This window comes from Segatella maculosa DSM 19339 = JCM 15638 (genome assembly GCF_000382385.1).
Taxonomy (GTDB): domain Bacteria; phylum Bacteroidota; class Bacteroidia; order Bacteroidales; family Bacteroidaceae; genus Prevotella; species Prevotella maculosa.
Genome location: NZ_KB908323.1, coordinates 86,279 through 106,786, shown reverse-complemented (window position 1 = coordinate 106,786; position 20,508 = coordinate 86,279). Strand labels below are relative to the sequence as shown.

Annotated in this window: 11 protein-coding genes; 6 read left to right on the top strand and 5 right to left on the bottom strand. The window is 50.5% G+C overall.

Features of this window, described 5'->3' with window-relative positions:
* Window positions 1–12 precede the first annotated feature (12 nt).
* The 4 genes from pgeF to hpt all read right to left on the bottom strand — a co-directional run bounded on the left by pgeF (window position 13) and on the right by hpt (window position 3,360).
* On the bottom strand, window positions 13–795 hold the full coding sequence (gene pgeF, locus H164_RS0106480; protein WP_019967875.1) for a peptidoglycan editing factor PgeF: 783 nt from the start codon (window positions 793–795) through the stop codon (window positions 13–15).
* Window positions 792–1,958: a GTPase ObgE gene (gene obgE, locus H164_RS0106475; RefSeq protein ID WP_019967874.1), complete on the bottom strand. Its 1,167-nt coding sequence runs from the start codon at window positions 1,956–1,958 to the stop codon at window positions 792–794. The genes pgeF and obgE overlap by 4 nt, the downstream gene beginning before the upstream one ends.
* 252 nt (window positions 1,959–2,210) lie before the next feature.
* Window positions 2,211–2,783: an adenylate kinase gene (locus H164_RS0106470; protein WP_008564721.1), complete on the bottom strand. Its 573-nt coding sequence runs from the start codon at window positions 2,781–2,783 to the stop codon at window positions 2,211–2,213.
* Between the two features lie 37 nt (window positions 2,784–2,820).
* Window positions 2,821–3,360 carry a hypoxanthine phosphoribosyltransferase gene (gene hpt, locus H164_RS0106465; protein ID WP_008564723.1) on the bottom strand — a complete coding sequence of 180 codons (540 nt, stop codon included), beginning with the start codon at window positions 3,358–3,360 and terminating at the stop codon, window positions 2,821–2,823.
* Window positions 3,361–3,465: 105 nt separating this feature from the next.
* Between hpt and H164_RS0106460 the strand changes: the two genes are divergently transcribed.
* From H164_RS0106460 to H164_RS0106440, 5 genes are all read left to right on the top strand, one after another.
* The gene (locus tag H164_RS0106460) at window positions 3,466–4,983 is read left to right on the top strand and encodes a bifunctional ADP-dependent NAD(P)H-hydrate dehydratase/NAD(P)H-hydrate epimerase (RefSeq protein ID WP_019967873.1); all 1,518 of its coding nucleotides are present in this window, start codon (window positions 3,466–3,468) and stop codon (window positions 4,981–4,983) included.
* 18 nt (window positions 4,984–5,001) lie between these two features.
* Window positions 5,002–6,042, top strand: coding sequence for a DUF4831 family protein (locus H164_RS0106455; RefSeq protein WP_019967872.1), 1,041 nt, complete (start codon window positions 5,002–5,004; stop codon window positions 6,040–6,042).
* A 645-nt stretch (window positions 6,043–6,687) separates the two neighbouring features.
* Window positions 6,688–9,657, top strand: a complete 2,970-nt coding sequence (locus H164_RS0106450) for a TIM-barrel domain-containing protein (RefSeq protein ID WP_019967871.1) — start codon at window positions 6,688–6,690, stop codon at window positions 9,655–9,657.
* The gene (locus tag H164_RS0106445; protein WP_019967870.1) at window positions 9,654–11,999 is read left to right on the top strand and encodes a glycoside hydrolase family 2 TIM barrel-domain containing protein; all 2,346 of its coding nucleotides are present in this window, start codon (window positions 9,654–9,656) and stop codon (window positions 11,997–11,999) included. The genes H164_RS0106450 and H164_RS0106445 overlap by 4 nt, the downstream gene beginning before the upstream one ends.
* Window positions 12,000–12,019: 20 nt before the next feature.
* Window positions 12,020–14,227: a beta-glucosidase gene (locus H164_RS0106440; protein WP_026356266.1), complete on the top strand. Its 2,208-nt coding sequence runs from the start codon at window positions 12,020–12,022 to the stop codon at window positions 14,225–14,227.
* A 688-nt stretch (window positions 14,228–14,915) separates the two neighbouring features.
* Here the strand turns inward: H164_RS0106440 and H164_RS0106435 are convergent.
* Window positions 14,916–16,013 carry a phosphotransferase enzyme family protein gene (locus tag H164_RS0106435; protein WP_019967868.1) on the bottom strand — a complete coding sequence of 366 codons (1,098 nt, stop codon included), beginning with the start codon at window positions 16,011–16,013 and terminating at the stop codon, window positions 14,916–14,918.
* 337 nt (window positions 16,014–16,350) lie between these two features.
* On the opposite strand from H164_RS0106435, the gene H164_RS0106430 reads away from it, so the two are divergent.
* A complete protein-coding gene (locus H164_RS0106430) occupies window positions 16,351–20,364 on the top strand; it encodes a hybrid sensor histidine kinase/response regulator transcription factor (RefSeq protein ID WP_025829928.1) in 4,014 nt (1,337 codons plus the stop codon).
* Window positions 20,365–20,508 lie beyond the last annotated feature (144 nt).

Below are 20,508 nucleotides of genomic sequence, written 5' to 3'. Positions count from 1 at the left end.
AGTTAGCTGTTATTATTCGGTTTGCATGATTCCTGTGAATATTCTGCCAGACTTCAAGCCCAGTTTCCGGGCTGAGAAGTATTCGTCGGCATGTGAGAACGTGCAGCAATCTGCCATTTGTATGCGGTCGGTCTGCAGGCCTGCGGCCAAGAGTTGCAGTCGGTTACAGGTCGGAAGGTCGATATGCCATTTGCTGAAACGGCAGGCGATAGCCTCCATCTCGAAGCCTTCGGCACGGAAAGCCTCGTAGACCTCGTCGCCCACCTCAAAGGCTTCGAGCGAGATGCCCGGCCCGATGACGGCCTGAAGACCAGAAGGCTGGGTGCCATAAGCCTGTTGCATGCGGCGGATAGTGTGCTCCGCAATGCGCTTCACCGTGCCCCGCCAGCCCGCATGGACGGCTGCTATGGCATCGTGTTCGGCATCATAGAGCAGCAAAGGTATGCAATCGGCCGTCGAAACACCGATGCAAACGCCCCGCAGTCGGGTCATAATGGCATCATAACCTTCGGCCTTTTGGCAGCGTTGTGCTGCAGTATAGGCAAGCCATGTCTCGTCTATTTGCAGGCATTCCGTGCCATGTATCTGATGGGGCATGACGATATGGTCGGCCGATATGCCTAATTCTGCGGCCAAAGCCTTGCGGTTTTCGGCAACACTCGCAGAGTCGTCGCCGCAGAAGGCATTGATGTTGAACGCACGAAAGGGGCCCTTGCTGACGCCTCCCCTGCGGGTTGAGCTGAAAGCACGTACACCTTTTGCGATGCTATATTCGTTTAGTTCGGGCCTGATCATGCTTGAATGTCGTCGTATTCAAAGTCTTCTAAGTCCTCGATATCGGCCTCGTCGATGAGTACAATGTCTTCATCATCGACCCCTTCGGCCTGAATCTCGGCCGCAAAAAGGCGCATATCTTTGTCGCGATGCACGAGCGTGTCTTCGGCAATGATGTCTTGCAGCTTGTTGCTCTCGCTGTTGAGTTCTTTCCACAACGTGTCTTTGAGCGGCTCAAGGCCCATACCTGTAACCGAAGAGATGAACACCACGGGCAGATCCGTGGGTAAAGTGTCTTTCAACATCGCAATGAGTTCCTCGTCGAGCAGGTCACTTTTCGTCACAGCCAACACGCGATGCTTGTCTAACATCTCGGGATTGAACCTTTGAAGCTCGTTGAGCAGCACCTCATATTCCTTTTTGATGTCATCGGTGTCACCCGGAACCATGAACAACAACAGCGAGTTGCGCTCGATATGGCGCAGAAAACGCAGGCCTAAGCCCTTGCCCTCGCTCGCACCTTCGATGATTCCCGGAATGTCGGCCATGACGAACGATTTGCTGTCACGGTAGCCCACGATGCCCAATGAGGGCTCGAGCGTGGTAAAAGGATAGTTGGCAATCTTCGGACGTGCGCTCGAAAGGGTCGAGAGCAGCGTGGATTTCCCGGCATTTGGGAAACCTACGAGGCCAACATCGGCCAAGAGCTTCAACTCCATGATGACCGTCATCTCCTCCATGGGCTCACCGGGCTGCGCATAGCGTGGCGTTTGGTTGGTGGCCGAGCGGAACTGGAAGTTACCCAAGCCTCCGCGGCCTCCTTTCAGCAGCAATACTTCTTGCCCATCATAGGTGACATCGCACACATACTTGCCTGTTTCGGCATTGTAGACCACGGTTCCGCAGGGCACATCGATGTAGGTATCTTTCCCATTTGTGCCATGACATTTGTCACGCCCGCCGTTTCCGCCGTGTTCGGCGTAGATGTGGCGTTGATATTTCAGGTGGAGTAGGGTCCAATAGTTGTGGTTTCCTCTTAGATAAATACTTCCTCCGCGTCCTCCGTCGCCTCCGTCAGGTCCTCCGTTGGGTTGATATTTCACGTGACGCAAGTGCATGGAGCCTCTTCCGCCCTTTCCCGAACGGCAATAAATCTTTACGTAGTCAACGAAGTTAGATTCCATTCCTTATTCTTCTTTATCTTTTTGAACATTGACCTCTTTTACTTTGAACTTTATGATGAGCAAGAGTGGGCGACGCGAAATATCATCTTGGCTATCAATCCATTAGATATAGGCTTCTAATATCAGCCATTTTACCGTGCAATATGGGCCATATTAGCGTGCAATCTCAGCCATTTTACCGTGTAATATCGGTCATTTTAGTTCATAGTGTGGGCTGTGTTGACTTACGGTTCAATGTTCAATGTTCAAACTTCACACCTTGTCAACGACCGAAGCGATGCGTTCAAAGATGTCATCCACTGTGCCAAGGCCTTCCACATGATGGTGTATGCCCTCTTTCTTATACCAATCGATGAGCGGAGCAGTCTGAGTGTGATAAACATTGAGGCGTTTCTTGATGGTTGCTTCATTGTCGTCGCTGCGTCCGCTTTCCTTTCCGCGATTGATAAGCCGCAACATCAGCTCCTCTTCCGGCACGGATAGCTCGATCATAGCCGCTATCTTGTGGCCACGTTCATGGAGCATCTTCTTCAATGCCTCTGCTTGTGGCGTGGTACGTGGGAAGCCGTCGAAGATGATTCCCTTGTGGTCTTTGCCAAAACTGTCGTAAACGTTGGCAAGGATGTCTATCATCAGCTCGTCAGGTATGAGCTGTCCGTTGTCAATATAGCCCTTTGCGGTCTTTCCGAGTGCTGTTTCATTCTTGATTTCACGGCGCAATACGTCGCCCGTAGAGATGTGTCCGAAGCCATACTTCGCTATCATCTTGTCGCTCTGTGTGCCTTTTCCTGCACCGGGAGCACCGAAAATTACGATATTCTTCATTGTTTCTTTGTGTATATAATGATGTTCTTGTTCGTTATTATGGGTCGATGACCGTGTAGATGTCGCGGAGTTGGCGGCCTTGTTGGTCGTAGTCGAGTCCGTAACCCACGATGAAATCGTTGGGAATTTCCATGGCTACGTATTCAATGTTCAGTGGAACCTGAAGCTTGTCGGGCTTGACGAGCAGCGAACAGATGTGAATTGACGCCGGATTGCGGGTGCCGAGACTCTCTATCATGCGCTTCATGGTGAGCCCGGTGTCGATGATATCTTCAACAATAACGACCGTTCTGCCGGCCAAGTCTTCGTTCAATCCGATGACTTCCTTGATTTCTCCGGTCGAAGTAGTGCCTTGATAGGAGGCTAACTTCACGAACGAAATCTCGCAAGGTATCGTGATATGGCGTATCAAGTCGGCCGCAAAGATGAACGAACCGTTAAGCACGGCCAGCAACAACGGGTTCTTTCCGTCTAAATCGCGGTTGATTTTCTCGGCAACGGCCTTCACACGTTGTTGGATTTCGGCTTCGGGAATGAACGTTTTGAACGTTAAATCCTTGATTTTGACGATGCTCATAGGAGGCGAAATAAAATAATTTGTGGCAAAATTACTAAAAATATGGGAAACGACATCTACCGATTAGCATTAATTTTGTATTTTTGCAGCATTATATAATAATGCATGAAGATATTCAATAGTGCTCAAATTCGTGAGCTCGATGACTATACCATCAGGCATGAAGCCATCACTTCGCTCGACTTGATGGAGCGTGCTGCCAAGGCAATCGCGCGAGTTGTCATGCAACGATGGGCGACAGCGACGCCTATTGTGGTCTTTGCTGGCCCGGGAAACAACGGGGGTGATGCCTTGGCTGTGGCTCGATTGATGGCCGAAGCGGGCTATGCGGTCACGGTTTTCCTCTTCAATATCCACAATCGCCTGTCGGATGACTGTGCAAAAAACAAGCAACGACTGACCGATTGCAGGGCGTTGAAGGCCTTCACCGAGGTGGTCGTGAACTTCGAACCACCACGTTTGGATGCCGAAACGGTGGTCATTGACGGCTTTTTCAGCAGCGGGCTCAACAAACCCTTGGCGGGTGGCTTCGCTTCATTGGTGAGATACATCAATCAAAGCCCGTGCAAGGTGGTCAGCATTGACCTGCCTTCGGGGCTAATGACCGAAGACAACACGTATAATGTCAGGCAGAATATCATTCGGGCCGACCTCACCTTGACCATTCAGCAGTTGAAGTTGAGCATGCTCATGGCCGACAATCAGCAATATCTTGGCGAAGTACGCGTGCTTGACATTCGTCTTTCGCCCGATTTCATAGCTGCTGCTGACTGCCAGTTCTGCCTGCTTGAAGAGCATCATGTCCGCAGTAAGTTGCGTTCGCGCAGTGCTTTTGCCCATAAAGGAACCATGGGTACGGCGTTGATGATAGCCGGATCGTATGGCATGGCGGGTGCGGCTGTGTTGGCCACGCGGGCATGTTTGCGGGCCGGGGCAGGCAAAGTGATTGCCTGCACACCCAAACGAAACTGCAATATCATGCAAGTCAGTGTGCCCGAGGCAGTGCTTTTGATAGACAAAGACGAGAAGATTTTCTCCGAACCTGTCGATACAGAGGACTTTAAGGCTGTGGCCATGGGACCCGGAATGGGTCGGAATGAAACCACGGCCATCGCATTAATCGCCCAAATCCGACACACACAATGCCCTATGGTGCTTGATGCCGATGCCTTGAACATCTTGGGTAACCACCGTGCATGGCTGCAACAACTGCCTGAAGGCATTGTCATGACACCGCATGCAGCTGAATTCGACCGTCTTGAAGGCAGCATTTCGAACGGTTGTTACGACCGTTTGGCGCGGGCAATTGCCTTGGCCGAGCGGCTTCACGCCTATGTTTTGCTCAAAGGACACTACTCCGTTTTGTGCACACCTGATGGAAAAGGGTTCTTTAATCCAACGGGAAACGCCGGCATGGCGACTGCCGGTAGCGGCGATGTGCTGACGGGCATCATCGCAGGACTGTTGGCACAGGGCTACAATCAGCAAGATGCGGCCGTGATAGGAATGTACCTGCACGGCTTGGCAGGCGATTTGGCAGTACGAGATTTGGGTCAGGAAAGTCTCATTGCAGGCGATTTGATTCACTATCTTCCCAAGGCTTTCGCACGTATCAGAGAATAAAAAATATCAATATAGCTTATGAAGAAAATAACAATGCTGTTGTTGGGTTTCATTGCGCTTGCAGTTCATGCGCAGCAACCTGTGGAAGGCAGCACTTACTTCTTGCCGAAAACGGCCATACAGTTCCATATACGCGTAGAAAAAACGGTTTATGAGCCGGGAGAACTGGCACTTTACAGTGAGAAATACCTGAAACTGAAAAATGTTTCAATGGAGCCGCGCACCTCTTATCGCATCATCAGCGTTGAGACACGGTCGGTCGGTGTGCCCGACACGGCGAAACAGCACATGGCTTTGATAGATAAGAAGCACAGTATCATCAGTCTGAGCCGCGATGACAACGGCGTTTTGCTGGCTGTGAACACCATCGGGCGCCGAACCGAGGCGCCCAAGCCGTTCGTTTCGGCCGCCAAACCGGCCCCACTTAACCCGCATGACTTTATGAATGCAGATATTCTGGCGGCAGGAACAAGGCCCAAGATGGCCGAACTGATTGCTTCTGAGATCTATGAAATACGTGAAAGCCGCAATCAATTGACGCGTGGAGAAGCCGATAACATGCCGAAAGACGGCGAACAGCTGCGTATTATGATGGCAAACCTAGACAAACAGGAGCGAGCTTTGCTGCAGGAGTTCACAGGTACGGTGGAGAAAGACACGACGGAGCGTATTCTCACGTTCATGCCCAATAAAGAAACAAGCCGACAGCTACTGTTTCGCTTTTCTTCCAAGCTGGGAATGGTCGACAATGACGACTTGAGCGGCCGTCCGTTCTATGTAACTGTTGAGGATTTGCACTATCTTCCAACGCTCAACCTGCCCGATGTGGGCAAGAAAAGCAAGGAAGAGAGCGGCATCTACGTGAACTTGCCGGGCAAAATCCGCCTTTCGCTTTTCGATGGCACCCAACTTCTTGGCAAGTTCGAGCATTATGTGGCGCAATTCGGCCGTTCCGAATCGCTGAGTGGCGAGCTTTTCGGCAAGAAATTCACCACGCATATCGTGCTCGACCCCGTGACGGGCAATGCTCAAAGGCTCGAAGTGGTGCCCTTGCAATAGTCCGTTTGCTCGAAATTCCGCCGTTTCTCTTCTTTAATCCGAATATTCCTATCACTTGATGTAGCCCATGATGAGGGATAATTAATGCCGTGTTGCGCATCAATATGGCCATCGCGAGCATGTAGGAACGCACGGTTCGTGCGTCCGCTCAAGCAGAATAGAAGGCTAAACACATGTTTATTTGGGCGGACGCACGAGCCGTGCGTCCCTACATACATTCAAATGGTTCGACGCATTATCCATATTGACAATCAATCACTTACACCTTGCTTTTTAATCTCAGCCATTTTACCGTTCAATCTCACCCATTTTACCGTGCAACCTTAGCCATATTGCGCGGTGAAATGGCTGAGATTAAAAAGCAAGGTCCGTGTGCCCACTCACATTTTAGTTGACAGTTGGCAAGTAAACGGGTTCGCGCGTTGTTTATTTGTGCGCATATTGCGACGCTTATGCCCGAACATGGCGCGCCTTCCCGTTGTTTCAGCCTCGCCAAGGAGCGGTTATAACAAAACAGTATGTGTTGTTAACAAAAACGACATGCGCCATTAACAAAACAACATTTGTTGTTAACAAAACGTTATATGAGTATGAAAGGAATATTGTATCTTTGCAACATAACTAAAAAGCAACAGCAATCAAATCATGAGAAGACTCATCTTATTATCCTTGGCACTGACGATATGCCTATGTTTCGGCCAAGCCGGCGAGGCGTTGTCAACCGATTGCAAGGTCATGGTGCGCCCCACGAGCGGTCAGGCCCGCGTGGTTTGCCTGCAAGTCGTGGGTGATGGCATCGTAAGAGTGCGGGCCACGACTGCCAATGTGCTGCCCGATAAGCGCGAGAGCCTTATCATCGTGCCGCAAACGGCGAACCCCAAGTGCCACATCAGCGAAACAAACGGCACAATGAGCGTGAAAACCGCGCGAATGCAGGCCGTTGTCAGCAAGCAAACGGGCGAAGTGACGTTCAAGGATGCCAAAGGCGAGACGTTGTTGCACGAGTCTTCGGGCGGAAAACGCTTTTGGTCGTATCGCGTTCCCGACCGCGAAATCGGCGTAGACATCAATAATGTTCCCGAAAGTCAGCGCAATGGGCTCTCTTGGCAGCTGGTATTCGACAGTCCGGACGACGAGGCTTTCTACGGACTTGGGCAACATCAGGCCCACGAACTCAACATGAAAGGCAAGAACGAAGACCTTTTTCAATACAATACCAAGGTAAGTGTGCCCTTTGTTATCTCCAACAAGCACTACGGAATCCTGTGGGATACTTACAGTTATTGCCGCTTTGGCATGGCAGAAGACTATCTGCAAGCGGGTCATGTCTTCCGTCTTTACGACAAACATGGGCGCGAGGGACATCTCACGGGCACCTATACGGATAGCAACGGACAGCAAATCGTGCGCGACGAAGACAGCATCTACTATGAATATGCCTGTCCGCCGAAGTCGGAGATAGCCAACCGAACGGACAACGGAGGCACGAAGAACCTGCCAAAAGGCTTCAAACTCGACGGTGCAAAGGTGGTTTACGAAGGCTTTATCGAGGCTCCGAAAGACGATGACTATCAATTTCTGCTCTATTATGCGGGCTATGTGCGCGTATTCATCGGGGGTAAGGAGGTTGTTCCAGAGATATGGCGCACCAGTTGGAACCCTAATTCGCACAAGTTCAGCTACCGTTTGCCGCAAGGACAGCGACAGCAGCTGCGCATAGAGTGGCGTCCCGATGGCGGCGAAAGCTATATTGGCCTGCGAGTGGCCCGCCCTCGCAGCCAAGAAGCGCGTAATCAGCTCTCTATCTGGAGCGAAATGTCGCCCGATATGGACTATTACTTCATCTACGGCAGCACGATGGACGAGGTAATCGGCGGCTATAGGACCCTGACAGGGCGTGCACCGGTCTATCCGAAATGGGCTTTGGGCTTTTGGCAGAGCCGCGAACGCTACAAAACTTCGCAGGAAATAGAAACAACGCTTGCCGAATTCCGTCGCAGACACATTCCTATTGACAACATTGTTCAAGACTGGAACTACTGGCCGGAGGACCAATGGGGCAGTCATCGCTTTGAAACTGCACGCTATCCTGACCCACAAGCCATGCTCGACTCGGTGCATCGGCTGCACGGACGCTTTATGATCAGCGTCTGGCCCAAGTTCTATTGCAACACGGAAAACTATAAAGAACTTGATAAAAACGGCTGGATGTATCATCAAAGTCCCGCAGACGATATCCACGACTGGGTGGGAAAAGGCTACAAGAACTCGTTCTATGACGCCTATTCCCAAGGTGCCCGTAAGCTATTTTGGAAACAAATGGACGACAATCTCTATTCGAAGTTCAACAACGCCAAGACGATGACGGCCGGAATTGACGCTTGGTGGATGGATGCTTCAGAGCCCAATGTGCGCGATTGCACCCCAATGTGGTATCGAAAAGCGCTTTGTGGGCCCACAGCCCTTGGCACTTCGACCGAATACTTCAATGCCTACAGCATCGTTAACGCTGATGCCATCTACAACGGACAGCGCAGTGTGTGGCAAGGTAGGCCGAACGAGCCGCGTGTTTTCCTGCTCACACGCAGCGGTTTTGCCGGTCTTCAACGCTATTCCACAGCCACTTGGAGCGGTGATATAGGCACCCGATGGGAAGATATGCGTGCCCAAATGACGGCAGGCATGAACTATTCGCTGGCCGGATTGCCCTTTTGGGGCATGGATCAGGGCGGTTTCTCCGTGGAGCGTCGCTATATGGCTGCCCAAAACGTGTGGAATGAGACCGGAATTGAGAACGAAGACCTGAAAGAATGGCGCGAATTGCAAACCCGTTGGTGCCAGTTTGGCTGCTTTGTACCGCTGTTCCGCGCCCATGGTCAGTGGCCTTACAGAGAACCTTGGAACATTGCGCCCGACAATCATCCCGCATATAAAAGTATATTGTGGTATCATCGGCTGCGTTATCAGCTGATGCCCTACCTCTATTCCATGGCCGGCAGGGTGCATACGAACCACTATACCATGATGAGAGCCCTCGTTATGGACTTCGGAACAGACCGGAATGTGCTCGATATCAAGGACCAATGGATGTTCGGACCATCGCTGATGGCTTGTCCGGTGGGCGAGTATAAGGCGCGCACCCGCAGCATTTACCTGCCCAAACAGACCGGTTGGTATGATTTGTACAGCGGAGAACACCTCGCAGGTGGCCAACATTTGACCGTTGAGGCACCCTATGAGCGCATTCCGGTCTATGTGCCTGCGGGCGGAATCATTCCTTTCGGCCCCGAAATGGAGTGGACCGACGAGAAACCGGCTGAACTTATCCAGCTATATGTCTATGCTGGCCGCGATGGATGGTTCACTCTCTATGAAGACGAGGGCACAAATTATAACTATGAAAAGGGAAAATGCGCCACAATCGACATTCATTACGACGATACCGCACGCAAGATAACCATCGGAAACAGGAAAGGTAGTTTCCCCGGCATGCTCAAATCGCGCCGCTTTAACGTGGTCTTGGTTGCCAAAGAGGCGCCGAAGCCCCTGAATATGGCTAATCCCAAGGGTAAGATGATAAACTATTCGGGCAAAGAAGTCAGCATCAATTTATGAAAAAGCGTACCTTCCTACTGATTTTCGCCTGCATTAGCCTGTTAGTTGGCGCACGTCAGCGCGTATCTTTGGACCGTGACTGGCGATTTACGCTGGCAGACTCGGCTTCTTTCGCGTTGTCTGACTACAATGACAGCCATTGGCGGCGGCTCAATGTGCCACATGACTGGGCCATCGAGGGCGACTTCCATGCAAACAACAAGTCAGGAGCCTCGGGAGGTGCGCTTCCCGGAGGCGTAGGTTGGTATAGAAGAAACGTAAACATCAGGCGCTTGACGAATGAAAAACTGTTCTTGAGTTTCGATGGCGTGTATATGAACTCCACCGTCTATGTAAATGGCCACAAACTTGGCTTCCGTCCCTACGGATACAGTTCATTTGAGTATGATATTACACCGTTTGTGCACGATGGGAACAACTCTATTGCGGTGCGTGTAGACAACAGTGACCAGCCAAACTCACGTTGGTATAGCGGTTGCGGCATCTATCGTCACGTCTGGTTGACCCGAACTTATCCCGTTCATATCAGGCATTGGGGCGTATATATACGTGATGGGAAGGTGGAAGTGGCCTATGAGAATCCCAAAAAGGAGAAAGTGACGGTGCGAAACATCTGGTCCGAGAAGGGAAAGCAACTGTGGTCGCCCGACAATCCGAAGACTTATAAGGTGCGTACGCAGTTATTGATCAAAGGAAAAGTCGTCGACGAGGTCGAAACCGTAACGGGTTTCCGTCGCTTCCGCTTTGATGCGAAGACGGGATTTTGGCTAAATGGGAAGAATATGAAGCTGAACGGAGTGTGCTTGCACCACGATTTGGGCTGCTTGGGTGCCGCTTTGAACGAAGATGCGCTGCACCGTCAACTGACGAAACTGAAGCAAATGGGTTGCAATGCCATTCGTTGCAGCCACAATCCGCCTGCTCCTGAACTGTTAGCCATGTGTGATACGATGGGATTCATCGTCATGGACGAGAGTTTCGACATGTGGAAGCGACGCAAAACCAAGAACGATTACGCCCGTTTCTTTGATACTTGGGCCGAACGTGACCTTTCAGACATGGTATTGCGTGACCGTAACCACCCTTCTGTCTTGATTTGGTCGATTGGAAACGAGGTGTTGGAACAGTGGTCTGGCACAGAAGTCGACACGTTATCGGCTGAACAGGCCAACTTAATTCTGAATGCTGGGCGCGATACTTCCATGTTAGCCAAGAAAGGTGAGCTAAGTTTCAACAGCTTATTGACCAAACGGCTCGTTGATATCGTGCACCGCTACGACACATCACGCCCCGTTACGGCCGGTTGCAATGAACCTTCGCCCGACAATCACCTGTTTCGAAGCGGTGCTCTTGACATTATAGGGTTCAATTATCACCATCAATGGGCGAAAGATGTGCCGAAGAATTTCCCCAACAAGCCTTTCTTGTTCACCGAAAGCGTATCAGCTCTGCAGAGCAGAGGCTGCTATAAGATGCCAAGTGACAGCATTTATCAGGCTCCACGCGCTTGGTGGGAACCTTATACCGACCCAACTATGGAGTGTTCTGCCTATGATAACATGCATACGTCATGGTCTTGCACCCATGAAGCCATGTGGGAGGCGGTGAAACACACGCCGTACGTCACAGGACAGTTCATTTGGACGGGCTGGGACTATATCGGCGAGCCCACTCCCTATGATTTTCCCGCGCGTTCGAGCTACTTTGGCATCATTGATCTTGCTGGATTCCCCAAGGATATCTATTATATGTATCAAAGTGAATGGACAAGTAGGCCCGTGCTTCACCTGTTTCCGCATTGGAATTGGCTGGACGGACAGGAGATAGACCTGTGGTGCTACTACAACAACGCTGACGAGGTGGAACTGTTCGTCAACGGTCGGAGCCAAGGGACGCGTCGCAAGACCGCAAGGGCTACTGCTTCCTTGTCCGGTTCGGCCTATCATGTCGGTTGGCGCGTGCGTTATGAGCCCGGAGAAATAAAGGTAGTGGCTCGCCAAGCGGGGAAAGTGGTGGGCGAACAGACGAGACATACCGCTGGACAACCCTCGACATTGCGCCTGAACATCGACTATCGGGGCCGTGACCTCAGCTTTGTTTTTGTCGATGTCTGCGACGATCAAGGCACTATCTGCCCGCATTCCGACGATCAAGTGTTCTTCACGGCCGCCGATGGCTTGGAAATTGTGGCCGTAGACAATGGATGTCCCTTTTCAATGGAACGTTTTAAGGACGACAAACGCCGTGCCTATCACGGCCGATGCATGGTGGTGGTGCGCGGAAAAGGCACACTAACCGCCCGTTCCTACGGACTCAAACCGCAAAATATAACCATTCAATAAACTAAAAACAAAAAGAAAAAATGAAAAAACGGTTAATCTTTGCAGCACTTTTCATGTGCACGATCATGGCAAACGCCCAGACTTATCTCGATCCGACGGCTCCATTGGAAGACCGTGTTCAGGATGCACTCCGCCGAATGACGCTACATGAGAAGTTCAAAGTGCTACATGCACAGAGTAAATTCACCTCGGCAGGCGTGCCACGGTTGGGCATTCGCCAGCTAAACATGGACGATGGACCACACGGTGTGCGTGAAGAACTGGCGTGGAACTCATGGGGTACGGCCCAATGGACCAACGATTCCATCGTAGCTTTCCCCTCGCTCACTTGTTTGGCCGCTACATGGAACCGCGAACTCTCGGCACGTTACGGTCATGTTTTGAGTGAAGAGTTTGCCTTTCGCGGTAAGGATGTGTTGCTGGGGCCCGGTGTCAACATCGCTCGAACGCCGTTGAACGGTCGCGCTTTCGAGTATATGGGCGAAGACCCGCTGCTGGCTGGCGAGATGGTTGTGCCTTATATCCAAGCCGCACAGCGTAATGGTGTGGCCTGTTGTCTGAAACATTTCGTGCTCAATGACCAAGAAACAGATCGCTTCGGCGTGAATGTGAACGTCTCAGAGCGGGCACTTCACGAGCTATATCTGGCACCTTACAAGCGAGCTGTGGAGAAAGCGCACGTTTGGGCCATCATGGCAAGCTATAATTATTATAAAGGTGTGCACTGTTGTCAGAACAATGAGCTGCTGAACCGCGTGTTGAAGCACGATTGGAAATGGGATGGTGCCGTCATCAGTGACTGGGGTGGCGCCACAGATACGCGGCAGGCAGCGACGGGAGGCCTTGACATTGAGATGGGAACCTTCACGGATGGCAAAATAAAAGAGGCCGAATTCGGTTACAACGACTATTATTTGGCCGACAAGTTCGAGAAACTCGTCAAGGAAGGACAGATACCCATGGCTGTTCTCAATGAGAAAGTGAGCCGTGTCCTGCGACTTATCTTCCGAACAAGCATGAATCGGCAGAAAGCTATCGGCAGTCAATGCAGCGAAGCCCACTATGATGCGTGCCGAAGCATTGGAGAAGAAGGCATTGTGATGCTGAAAAACCGCAAATCCCTACTTCCTCTCGACCTTACGAAGTACAAACGGGTACTCGTTATTGGTGAGAACGCCGTCCGTTCACTGACGCAGGGCGGCGGTTCTTCAGAACTCAAGACCCTACGCGACACGTCTCCGCTCGAAGCATTGCGCAAATTGCACACAACCGACTATGCCCAAGGCTATGAAAGCGGCCGAGCCATATATGAACGGCAGGAAAAAATAGACGCAAACAAGCAGGAACAGCTGCGTGAAGAGGCTCTACAGAAAGCCAAGAACGCCGATCTTATCATCTTCGTTGGCGGATTGAACAAAAACTATCAGCAGGATTGCGAGAATAGCGACCGTCAAAGCTATGACCTTCCATTCGGACAAAACGATTTGATTGCGAATATCATCAAACAGAAACCATCAAACTGTCCGATTGTTATCGTTACCTTCGGAGGCAATGCTTATGCCACACCATGGCTTCCGCAGGTAGATGCCTTGCTGCATTGCTGGTATTTGGGCAGCGAATCGGGCACTTCTCTGGCCAATATCCTCACAGGAAAGGTCAATCCCAGCGGAAAACTGCCCGTCACCTTTGCCAAACGCTTGGAAGACTATCCCTACTTTCGCTTCGGAAAAAGGGCATATCCCGGCATCACCGGTGTGAAAACCGAACCCAACAGCGCAGGCGAAGTGCCCAATTCTCAGGTTTATTACGATGAAGATATATTCGTTGGCTACCGCGGTTTCGAGCAAAACAACGTGCAACCGCAGTTCCCCTTCGGCTTCGGGCTTAGCTATACCACGTTCAAATACGGCAACCTCCGACGCAATGGCAACCGCGTTTCCATCGACGTCACCAACATCGGAAGCCGAAAAGGCAAGGAAATCGTGCAACTCTACGTGGGTAGGGCTGATAAAAACAGCAATCGTCCGCGCAAAGAGCTGAAGGATTTCGCCAAAATAGAGCTGGATCCGGGCGAGCAGAAGACGATTACGTTCGACTTAAATGACGATATGTTCGCTTATTTCTCTGAACAATCGCATCAATGGCAGCGCGGAAAAGGCAAGTATAACATCTATCTTGCCAGCTCATCTGCTGACGAACAGAACCGTATCGCCTATATCAAAGATTGAAAAAACAGGATATCACACCCCAAGGGGCACCATGTTTCAATCGAAGCACGGTGCCCCTTTTTTGCAACATGGCCAATCCACCAATGTAGGGACGCATGGTCCGTGTGTCCGGTTCAAGGTGAATGAAACGTAAATGTATGGCTTTTTGAGCGGATATGCACAGGCGTTGGAGCGGATGCACGGGCCGTGCGTCCCTACATGCATTCAAATTGATAATCAATGGCTTATACCTTGCGTTTCAATCTCAGCCATTTTGCACGCTAATCTCACCCATTTCACCTTGCAATCTCACCCATTTTGCGCGGTAAAATGAGTGAGATTGGAAAACGATTAAACGCATATAGAAATGTATGGCTCGTATGTCCGCTCACGTTTCAGTTGACAGTAGACAAATAAACGGGTGGACGAGTTGATTGTTACACGGTATGTAGGGACGCACGGCTCGTGCGTCCGCTCCAACAAGCTTGCATATTCGTTTGCTATTCCACTTGAATGGACGCACGGACCATGCGTCCCTACATACCTATCATGGGTGGATTGATGCGTAAAATGGTTGATGGCACGAGTCCTGCGTCCCTATTTTATCCTGCAATATAGCAGTCGTGATGCCATCGCACTCCTGCTTCAAGCCGGCAGACTGAGTTGAAAAGCCGGCTTGAAGCATTGGCAATCGATGACGAACGCCTGTTTATAAGGTGTCGATAAAGTGCTGAAGACGGTCTTGTCCTGCGAGCGTCAGTTCGAAAAGACGGTACTGGTTGCGTGCTCGGTCAAGGTTATGGGCAGGATAAGTGGTCTTGTAATAGGTGTCACCGTTGATGTAATCCGTCAGGAAACGAACGCATTGCATATACGGAAACAGCTGCATAGCGAAGGGAAGCAGCTCGCGTTCGATGGGAAGAAGGAAGTGATGCGTTCCCTCAATGTAGCCTTTTGTGAAGCTTTCCACCACATCCCAGCGCAGAGAAACATGGTCAATGTCGGGGTCATCCTCTCGGGTTGCGTTGGCAGCTGTGCGAAGAAAGTCGCCATAGTCAGAGAAAATGAAACTCGGCATGACCGTGTCAAGGTCGATGACACACAGCACTCCGCCCGCTTCATCAAAGAGCATGTTGTTCACTTTCGTGTCGCAATGGCAGATACGTTTGGGCAATCGGCCCTCACGATAGAGCACTTCGGCACGGCACATGGTCTCGGCATGGGACTCCAGAAGGTCAACCAGCGGTCGGACTTCGGTCAGTCGGCCGGCCACATCGGCCAAAACGGCTTCACGAAGTTGGCGTATTCGCAGCTCCATATTATGGAAGTCGGGTATGGTCTCGCCCAAAGTCTCGTCAACATCAGTGAGCATCGATTCGAAATTGCCGAAGGCCAGCCCGGCATCATAGGCATTCTTGGGCGTGACTTGGGCGAAACTCTGTGTCCGGGGAATGAAGACAGAGAGGCGCCAGAAGTCTCCTTCGGCCGTTTTATGATACGTTTTGCCCGAATGAGTGGGGATAAAACGGAGCACACGACGGTCGATATCCGACACGCCTGCAGCCAAAAGCTTCTTCCGGATATGCCCGGTTACGACCTCGATGTTGTGTTGCAGCAATGCCACATCAGTGAAAACGTGATGATTAATGCGCTGAAGCACGTAGTCATGTGGGGCGCCTTCGCCCATGACGACCTTGTAAGTGTCGTTGATAAGTCCGTCTCCCAGCGGGACAATTGCTGTGGGTTTCTGTTCAATTTTGAAGTTCGACAGGATTTGTTCCTGCTTGTTTACAGTCATTTGTTGCATAGAATGAGTCTTGATTCGTAAAAGATTATTTCCACAAATATAGGATAAAATAATCACTTAAAAGCCAAAAAAGAGAGTTTTATGTTCTATATGTTTTATTTAACAAATAGGGATTGTCTGGCCAAACTTGGCATTTTGCCCCTCAATTCCTCAGCCTTTTTCTTGCATATTTCGTTTTTTTTTCCGAATATTGCAAAACCATCGTGTCGGAAAACGGCCGGTTTCGTCTTTCAAAATGCCACTGATAGTGCAAAAACCGGCCGGAAATACGCCACATGGACCTAAAACTAACGCGCGGGAGGCACAGCCTTCGTGCCTCAATCAATATGGAATAGCCATGGACTGCAAGAGATTTCATACGACAGCATTCTTTTCCCTCTTACTGATTTTCACCCTTTTTACGAGTCTGCTCAAGGCGCAGAACATCGAATTCAACCATCTTACGCCCGATGAAGGCCTTTCCCAAATCTCGGCAAACAGCCTTTATGCCGACCGAGATGGAGTCATTTGGATTGCTACCCGTGTGGGATTGAACAGCTATGACGGTAATTCTATCCGCGTATATGCCAATAAAACCGGCGATGCCAACAGTCTTTTCTGCAATAATGTGACCTATCTTACGGGCGATGGTGACCGAAAACTCTTCCTACTTTGTGCTGAAGGAATTGCCCGACTCGACCTCCAAACGCGCCAATTCAAGACACTTAAGTATGGCAATACCATTGGAGCAATATGCTATTATGGGCGATTATACTTCAGTGAAAAGAACGAAATCCATCGGCTTCTTGATGAAACTGGGAGATCGAAAGCCTGCGTGAGGCTGCCAAAAGGACAGTACGTGACGAGCCTGACCATTGACACGCGTGGCCGAATGTGGATAGGTACGCGCGAAAACGGTGTCTATTGCTACGCCGGAAATAGGCTCACGCACCCCATTACCGAGGGTTATATCACCCAAATCTATGAAGATCGCGGGGGAAAACTATGGATAGGGAGTTGGAACAACGGCTTCTGGACCATCGATAATCAGAGACATATCAACAATATCCGGAAGGGAAAGCTGCTCGTTTCGAACTTCGTTCGCACCTTTTGTGAGGACAATTCGGGGAAAATGTGGATTGGAACCTATCTCGGATTGGTGCGTTATGACCCGCGAACCGGGCAGTCTCGCACCTTTATTCCTGATGGTCGGGAAGACGGTTTGACCAATGCAAGCATCTGGAGCATCATCAAAGACAGGCAAGGAACGCTGTGGTTGGGCACTTATTTCGGCGGTGTGAACTATTTCAATCCCGAATATGAGATCTTTACACAGTACAGATTTAAAGGCGAAAACGCTGCAGGATTGAGCAGTCAGATAGTAGGTCGCATGACAGAAGACGACAAAGGGAACCTTTGGATCTGTACGGAAGGGGGCGGATTGAACATCTTTAGCCCCCGAAGTCAAGCCTTCTCGGTTTACAAATACCCTGATGCAAAACTCTCACATAACAATCTCAAGTCTATTTATTTCGACAAATCGCGACGCACAATGTGGGTAGGTACCCACTTGGGTGGGCTTGATCGCATCGCTTTAAGCACGGGAAAGTTACGCAACTACAGGCACAAAGCGGGCGACAGACAGTCGCTTCCCTCGGACATCGTGAGGGATATCAAGCCTTATCGTGGCCAGCTTGTCATTGCAACGCAGGAAGGTGTCGTCATGATGGACCCCGAAAAGGAAACCTTCACGCCCCTTCTTGCCAAGGAAAACCTAAGGATGGTGCAGGGATTATGCATCGATCGGAAAGACCGACTGTGGATTGCAACGGAGGCACGCGGCGTGTATTGCTATGCATTCTCAACGAAGAAGTTCCGCCACTACAGGCATCTTCCGTCCGAAGGAAGCATCAGTTGTAACAATATCAACAGCATTATGACCGACCGCGAGGGCCGTATTTGGCTCTCAACAGCCAACGATGGCATCGATCTTTACGACGAACAGCACGACCGTTTCATTAATTATGGACGCAAAGATGGGCTCATTGGGGCCTGTGTTTACGCCATTGAGCCTTCTTCTTTGAATGCAAACGAACTGTTACTTATCACGAACCAAGGCTTTTCGGTCTTTAATATCAAGAGCAAAATCTTCAGGAATTACAACAAAGAAAACGGCTTTCCGCTGGCCACCATCAATGAGAATGCGCTCTATGTGGCCCGAGATGGCACCGTATATCTGGGCGGTGTGCGTGGTATGGTGGCCTTCCGAGAGCAAGACCTTTACAAGAAAAGCAGGCCTTACAAAGTGGGGTTCTGCGGTCTTTACATCAATGGAAGACAGATACTTCCGGAAGATGACAGTCGAATCTTGACGCATGCGCTGCGCTATACCAGCGAAATCGAACTCGGATATGACCGGTCTGTCCTCGGTGTGGAGTACTATACGTCGAACTATATCAAGGCCAATGCCTTGCCACTTGAATACCGTTTGGTCGGTTCTTCAGAACAATGGTTCCCCATACACGCAGGACAAAAGAAGCTGGACTTCTTCAATCTGCCTCCCGGACGCTACACCTTGGAACTCCGTTCCGTCGGAACAAAGGTGCCGGAAGCCCGACTCGGCATCCGAATCCTGCCGCCATGGTATCGCTCATGGTGGGCTTATGTCCTCTATTTTTGCCTGACTGCCATCGCTGTCATGTGGCTTGTGCGCGGTTATCGCAAGCGTATTCGACTGGCAGAATCGCTGAAATATGAGAAAATACACGCCAGAAACATCGAAAAACGCAACCAATCGAAAATCCGTTTCTTTACGAATGTGTCGCATGAAATCAGGACTCCGCTCACAGTTATCATCGGATTGGCCGAGTCGTTGCTGCATTCTCGCAAGTTTACCAACGATATTTACAACCAACTTTTAGGCATCTACCGCAACAGTAATCAGCTTCGAGAGTTGATATCTGAGCTGCTCGACTTCAAGAAACACGAGAAAGCGCACCCCAAAATCAGTGTGCACGAGGGTAAATGGTCGCCGTTTGTCTTCGATGTTTGCAGTCTGTTCAAGGAGTATGCCGCCTGTTTGGACATCAATCTGACCTTCAAATCGGAGACCGATGTAACGGTTTGGTTCGACAACCGACAGATGAGAAAGGTGGTTAACAACCTTGTTTCCAACGCATTGAAGCACACACCGCAGGGCGGAAGCATCACCGTGACAACGGAAAGTGACGAGGCTTGTGCTCGACTCCGCGTGACCGACACGGGCAACGGCATTGCCCCCGATGACCTTTCACATGTTTTCGACCGCTTCTATCAGGGGCATGAGATTGAATCCTTGGCCGAAATGGGAACCGGAATAGGCCTGAATCTGACGCAGGACATCATTCGTCAGCATCACGGAAAGGTAACCGTGACCTCTGTTGTCGGCCAAGGAACGACCTTCACCGTGGAACTTCCGCTCGGAAAAAGCCATTTCTCTGCCGACCAAATTGCTGTAGCTCCGATGGCAGAAACGGCAGAAAACACGGCAGAAGAGCCGAAAAAGCAGTCGCAGATGCCCCTTCCTGCACCACAAAATAGCACTGATGACACTCCCACTCCGGCAGCATTCGATGCAACGGCCTTGATCGTGGAAGACAACGACGACATCCGACAACTCCTTGTGACGCTTCTCAGCCCCTATTACCGCACACTTACGGCCGTTGACGGGCTGGAAGGACTGGAGAAAATCAAGGACGAAATGCCCGATATCATCATCAGTGACGTGCTCATGCCCAACATGTCGGGCATCGAAATGTGCAAGGCTATCAAGCAAGACTTTGCCATTTGCCACATTCCCGTGGTGCTTTTGACGGCCCGAACAGCTGCAGAACAAGCGTTAGAAGGCCTGAAAATCGGTGCAGATGACTATATAACGAAGCCCTTCAACAATGAGTTTCTCATCTCACGTTGCAACAATCTCGTCAATTCTCGCCGCCTTCTTCAACACAAATTCGGCGAACATCCGCACACAGAAGCCAACATGTTGGCCTCTAATCCCCTTGATAAAGAGATGCTTGATAGGGCAATGAAGATCATAGACAAGCACTATATGAACTCCGATTTCAGCGTAGATGTGTTCGCAAGAGAGATGGGATTGTCGCGCACAAGCCTGTTCACGAAGTGGAAAACCCTGACAGGTCAGACGCCCAACGAGTTCATTATGCGCATCAGACTGCGTAAGGCTGCGAAGATGTTGCGCGAAAAACCGCACATGAGCATCGCCGAAATCAGTTACAGTAACGGCTTTTCGAGTCCGCGTTATTTCTGCAAATGCTTTAAAGATCGCTATCAACAGCAACCTTCAACCTATCGGAACGGGGAAGGAACATAAAGGAAATAGGTAGGAAAAAAGTCCAGAAAGCTATTTTATCCATTGGCAAACGGGAAGGGAACATAAAGGCATAGGTTGGGATTTATGGCTCGTTCGTCTGCTCAAATCGTAGCTTCCTTGATACTTCTCGCAGCCTTTTGGAAG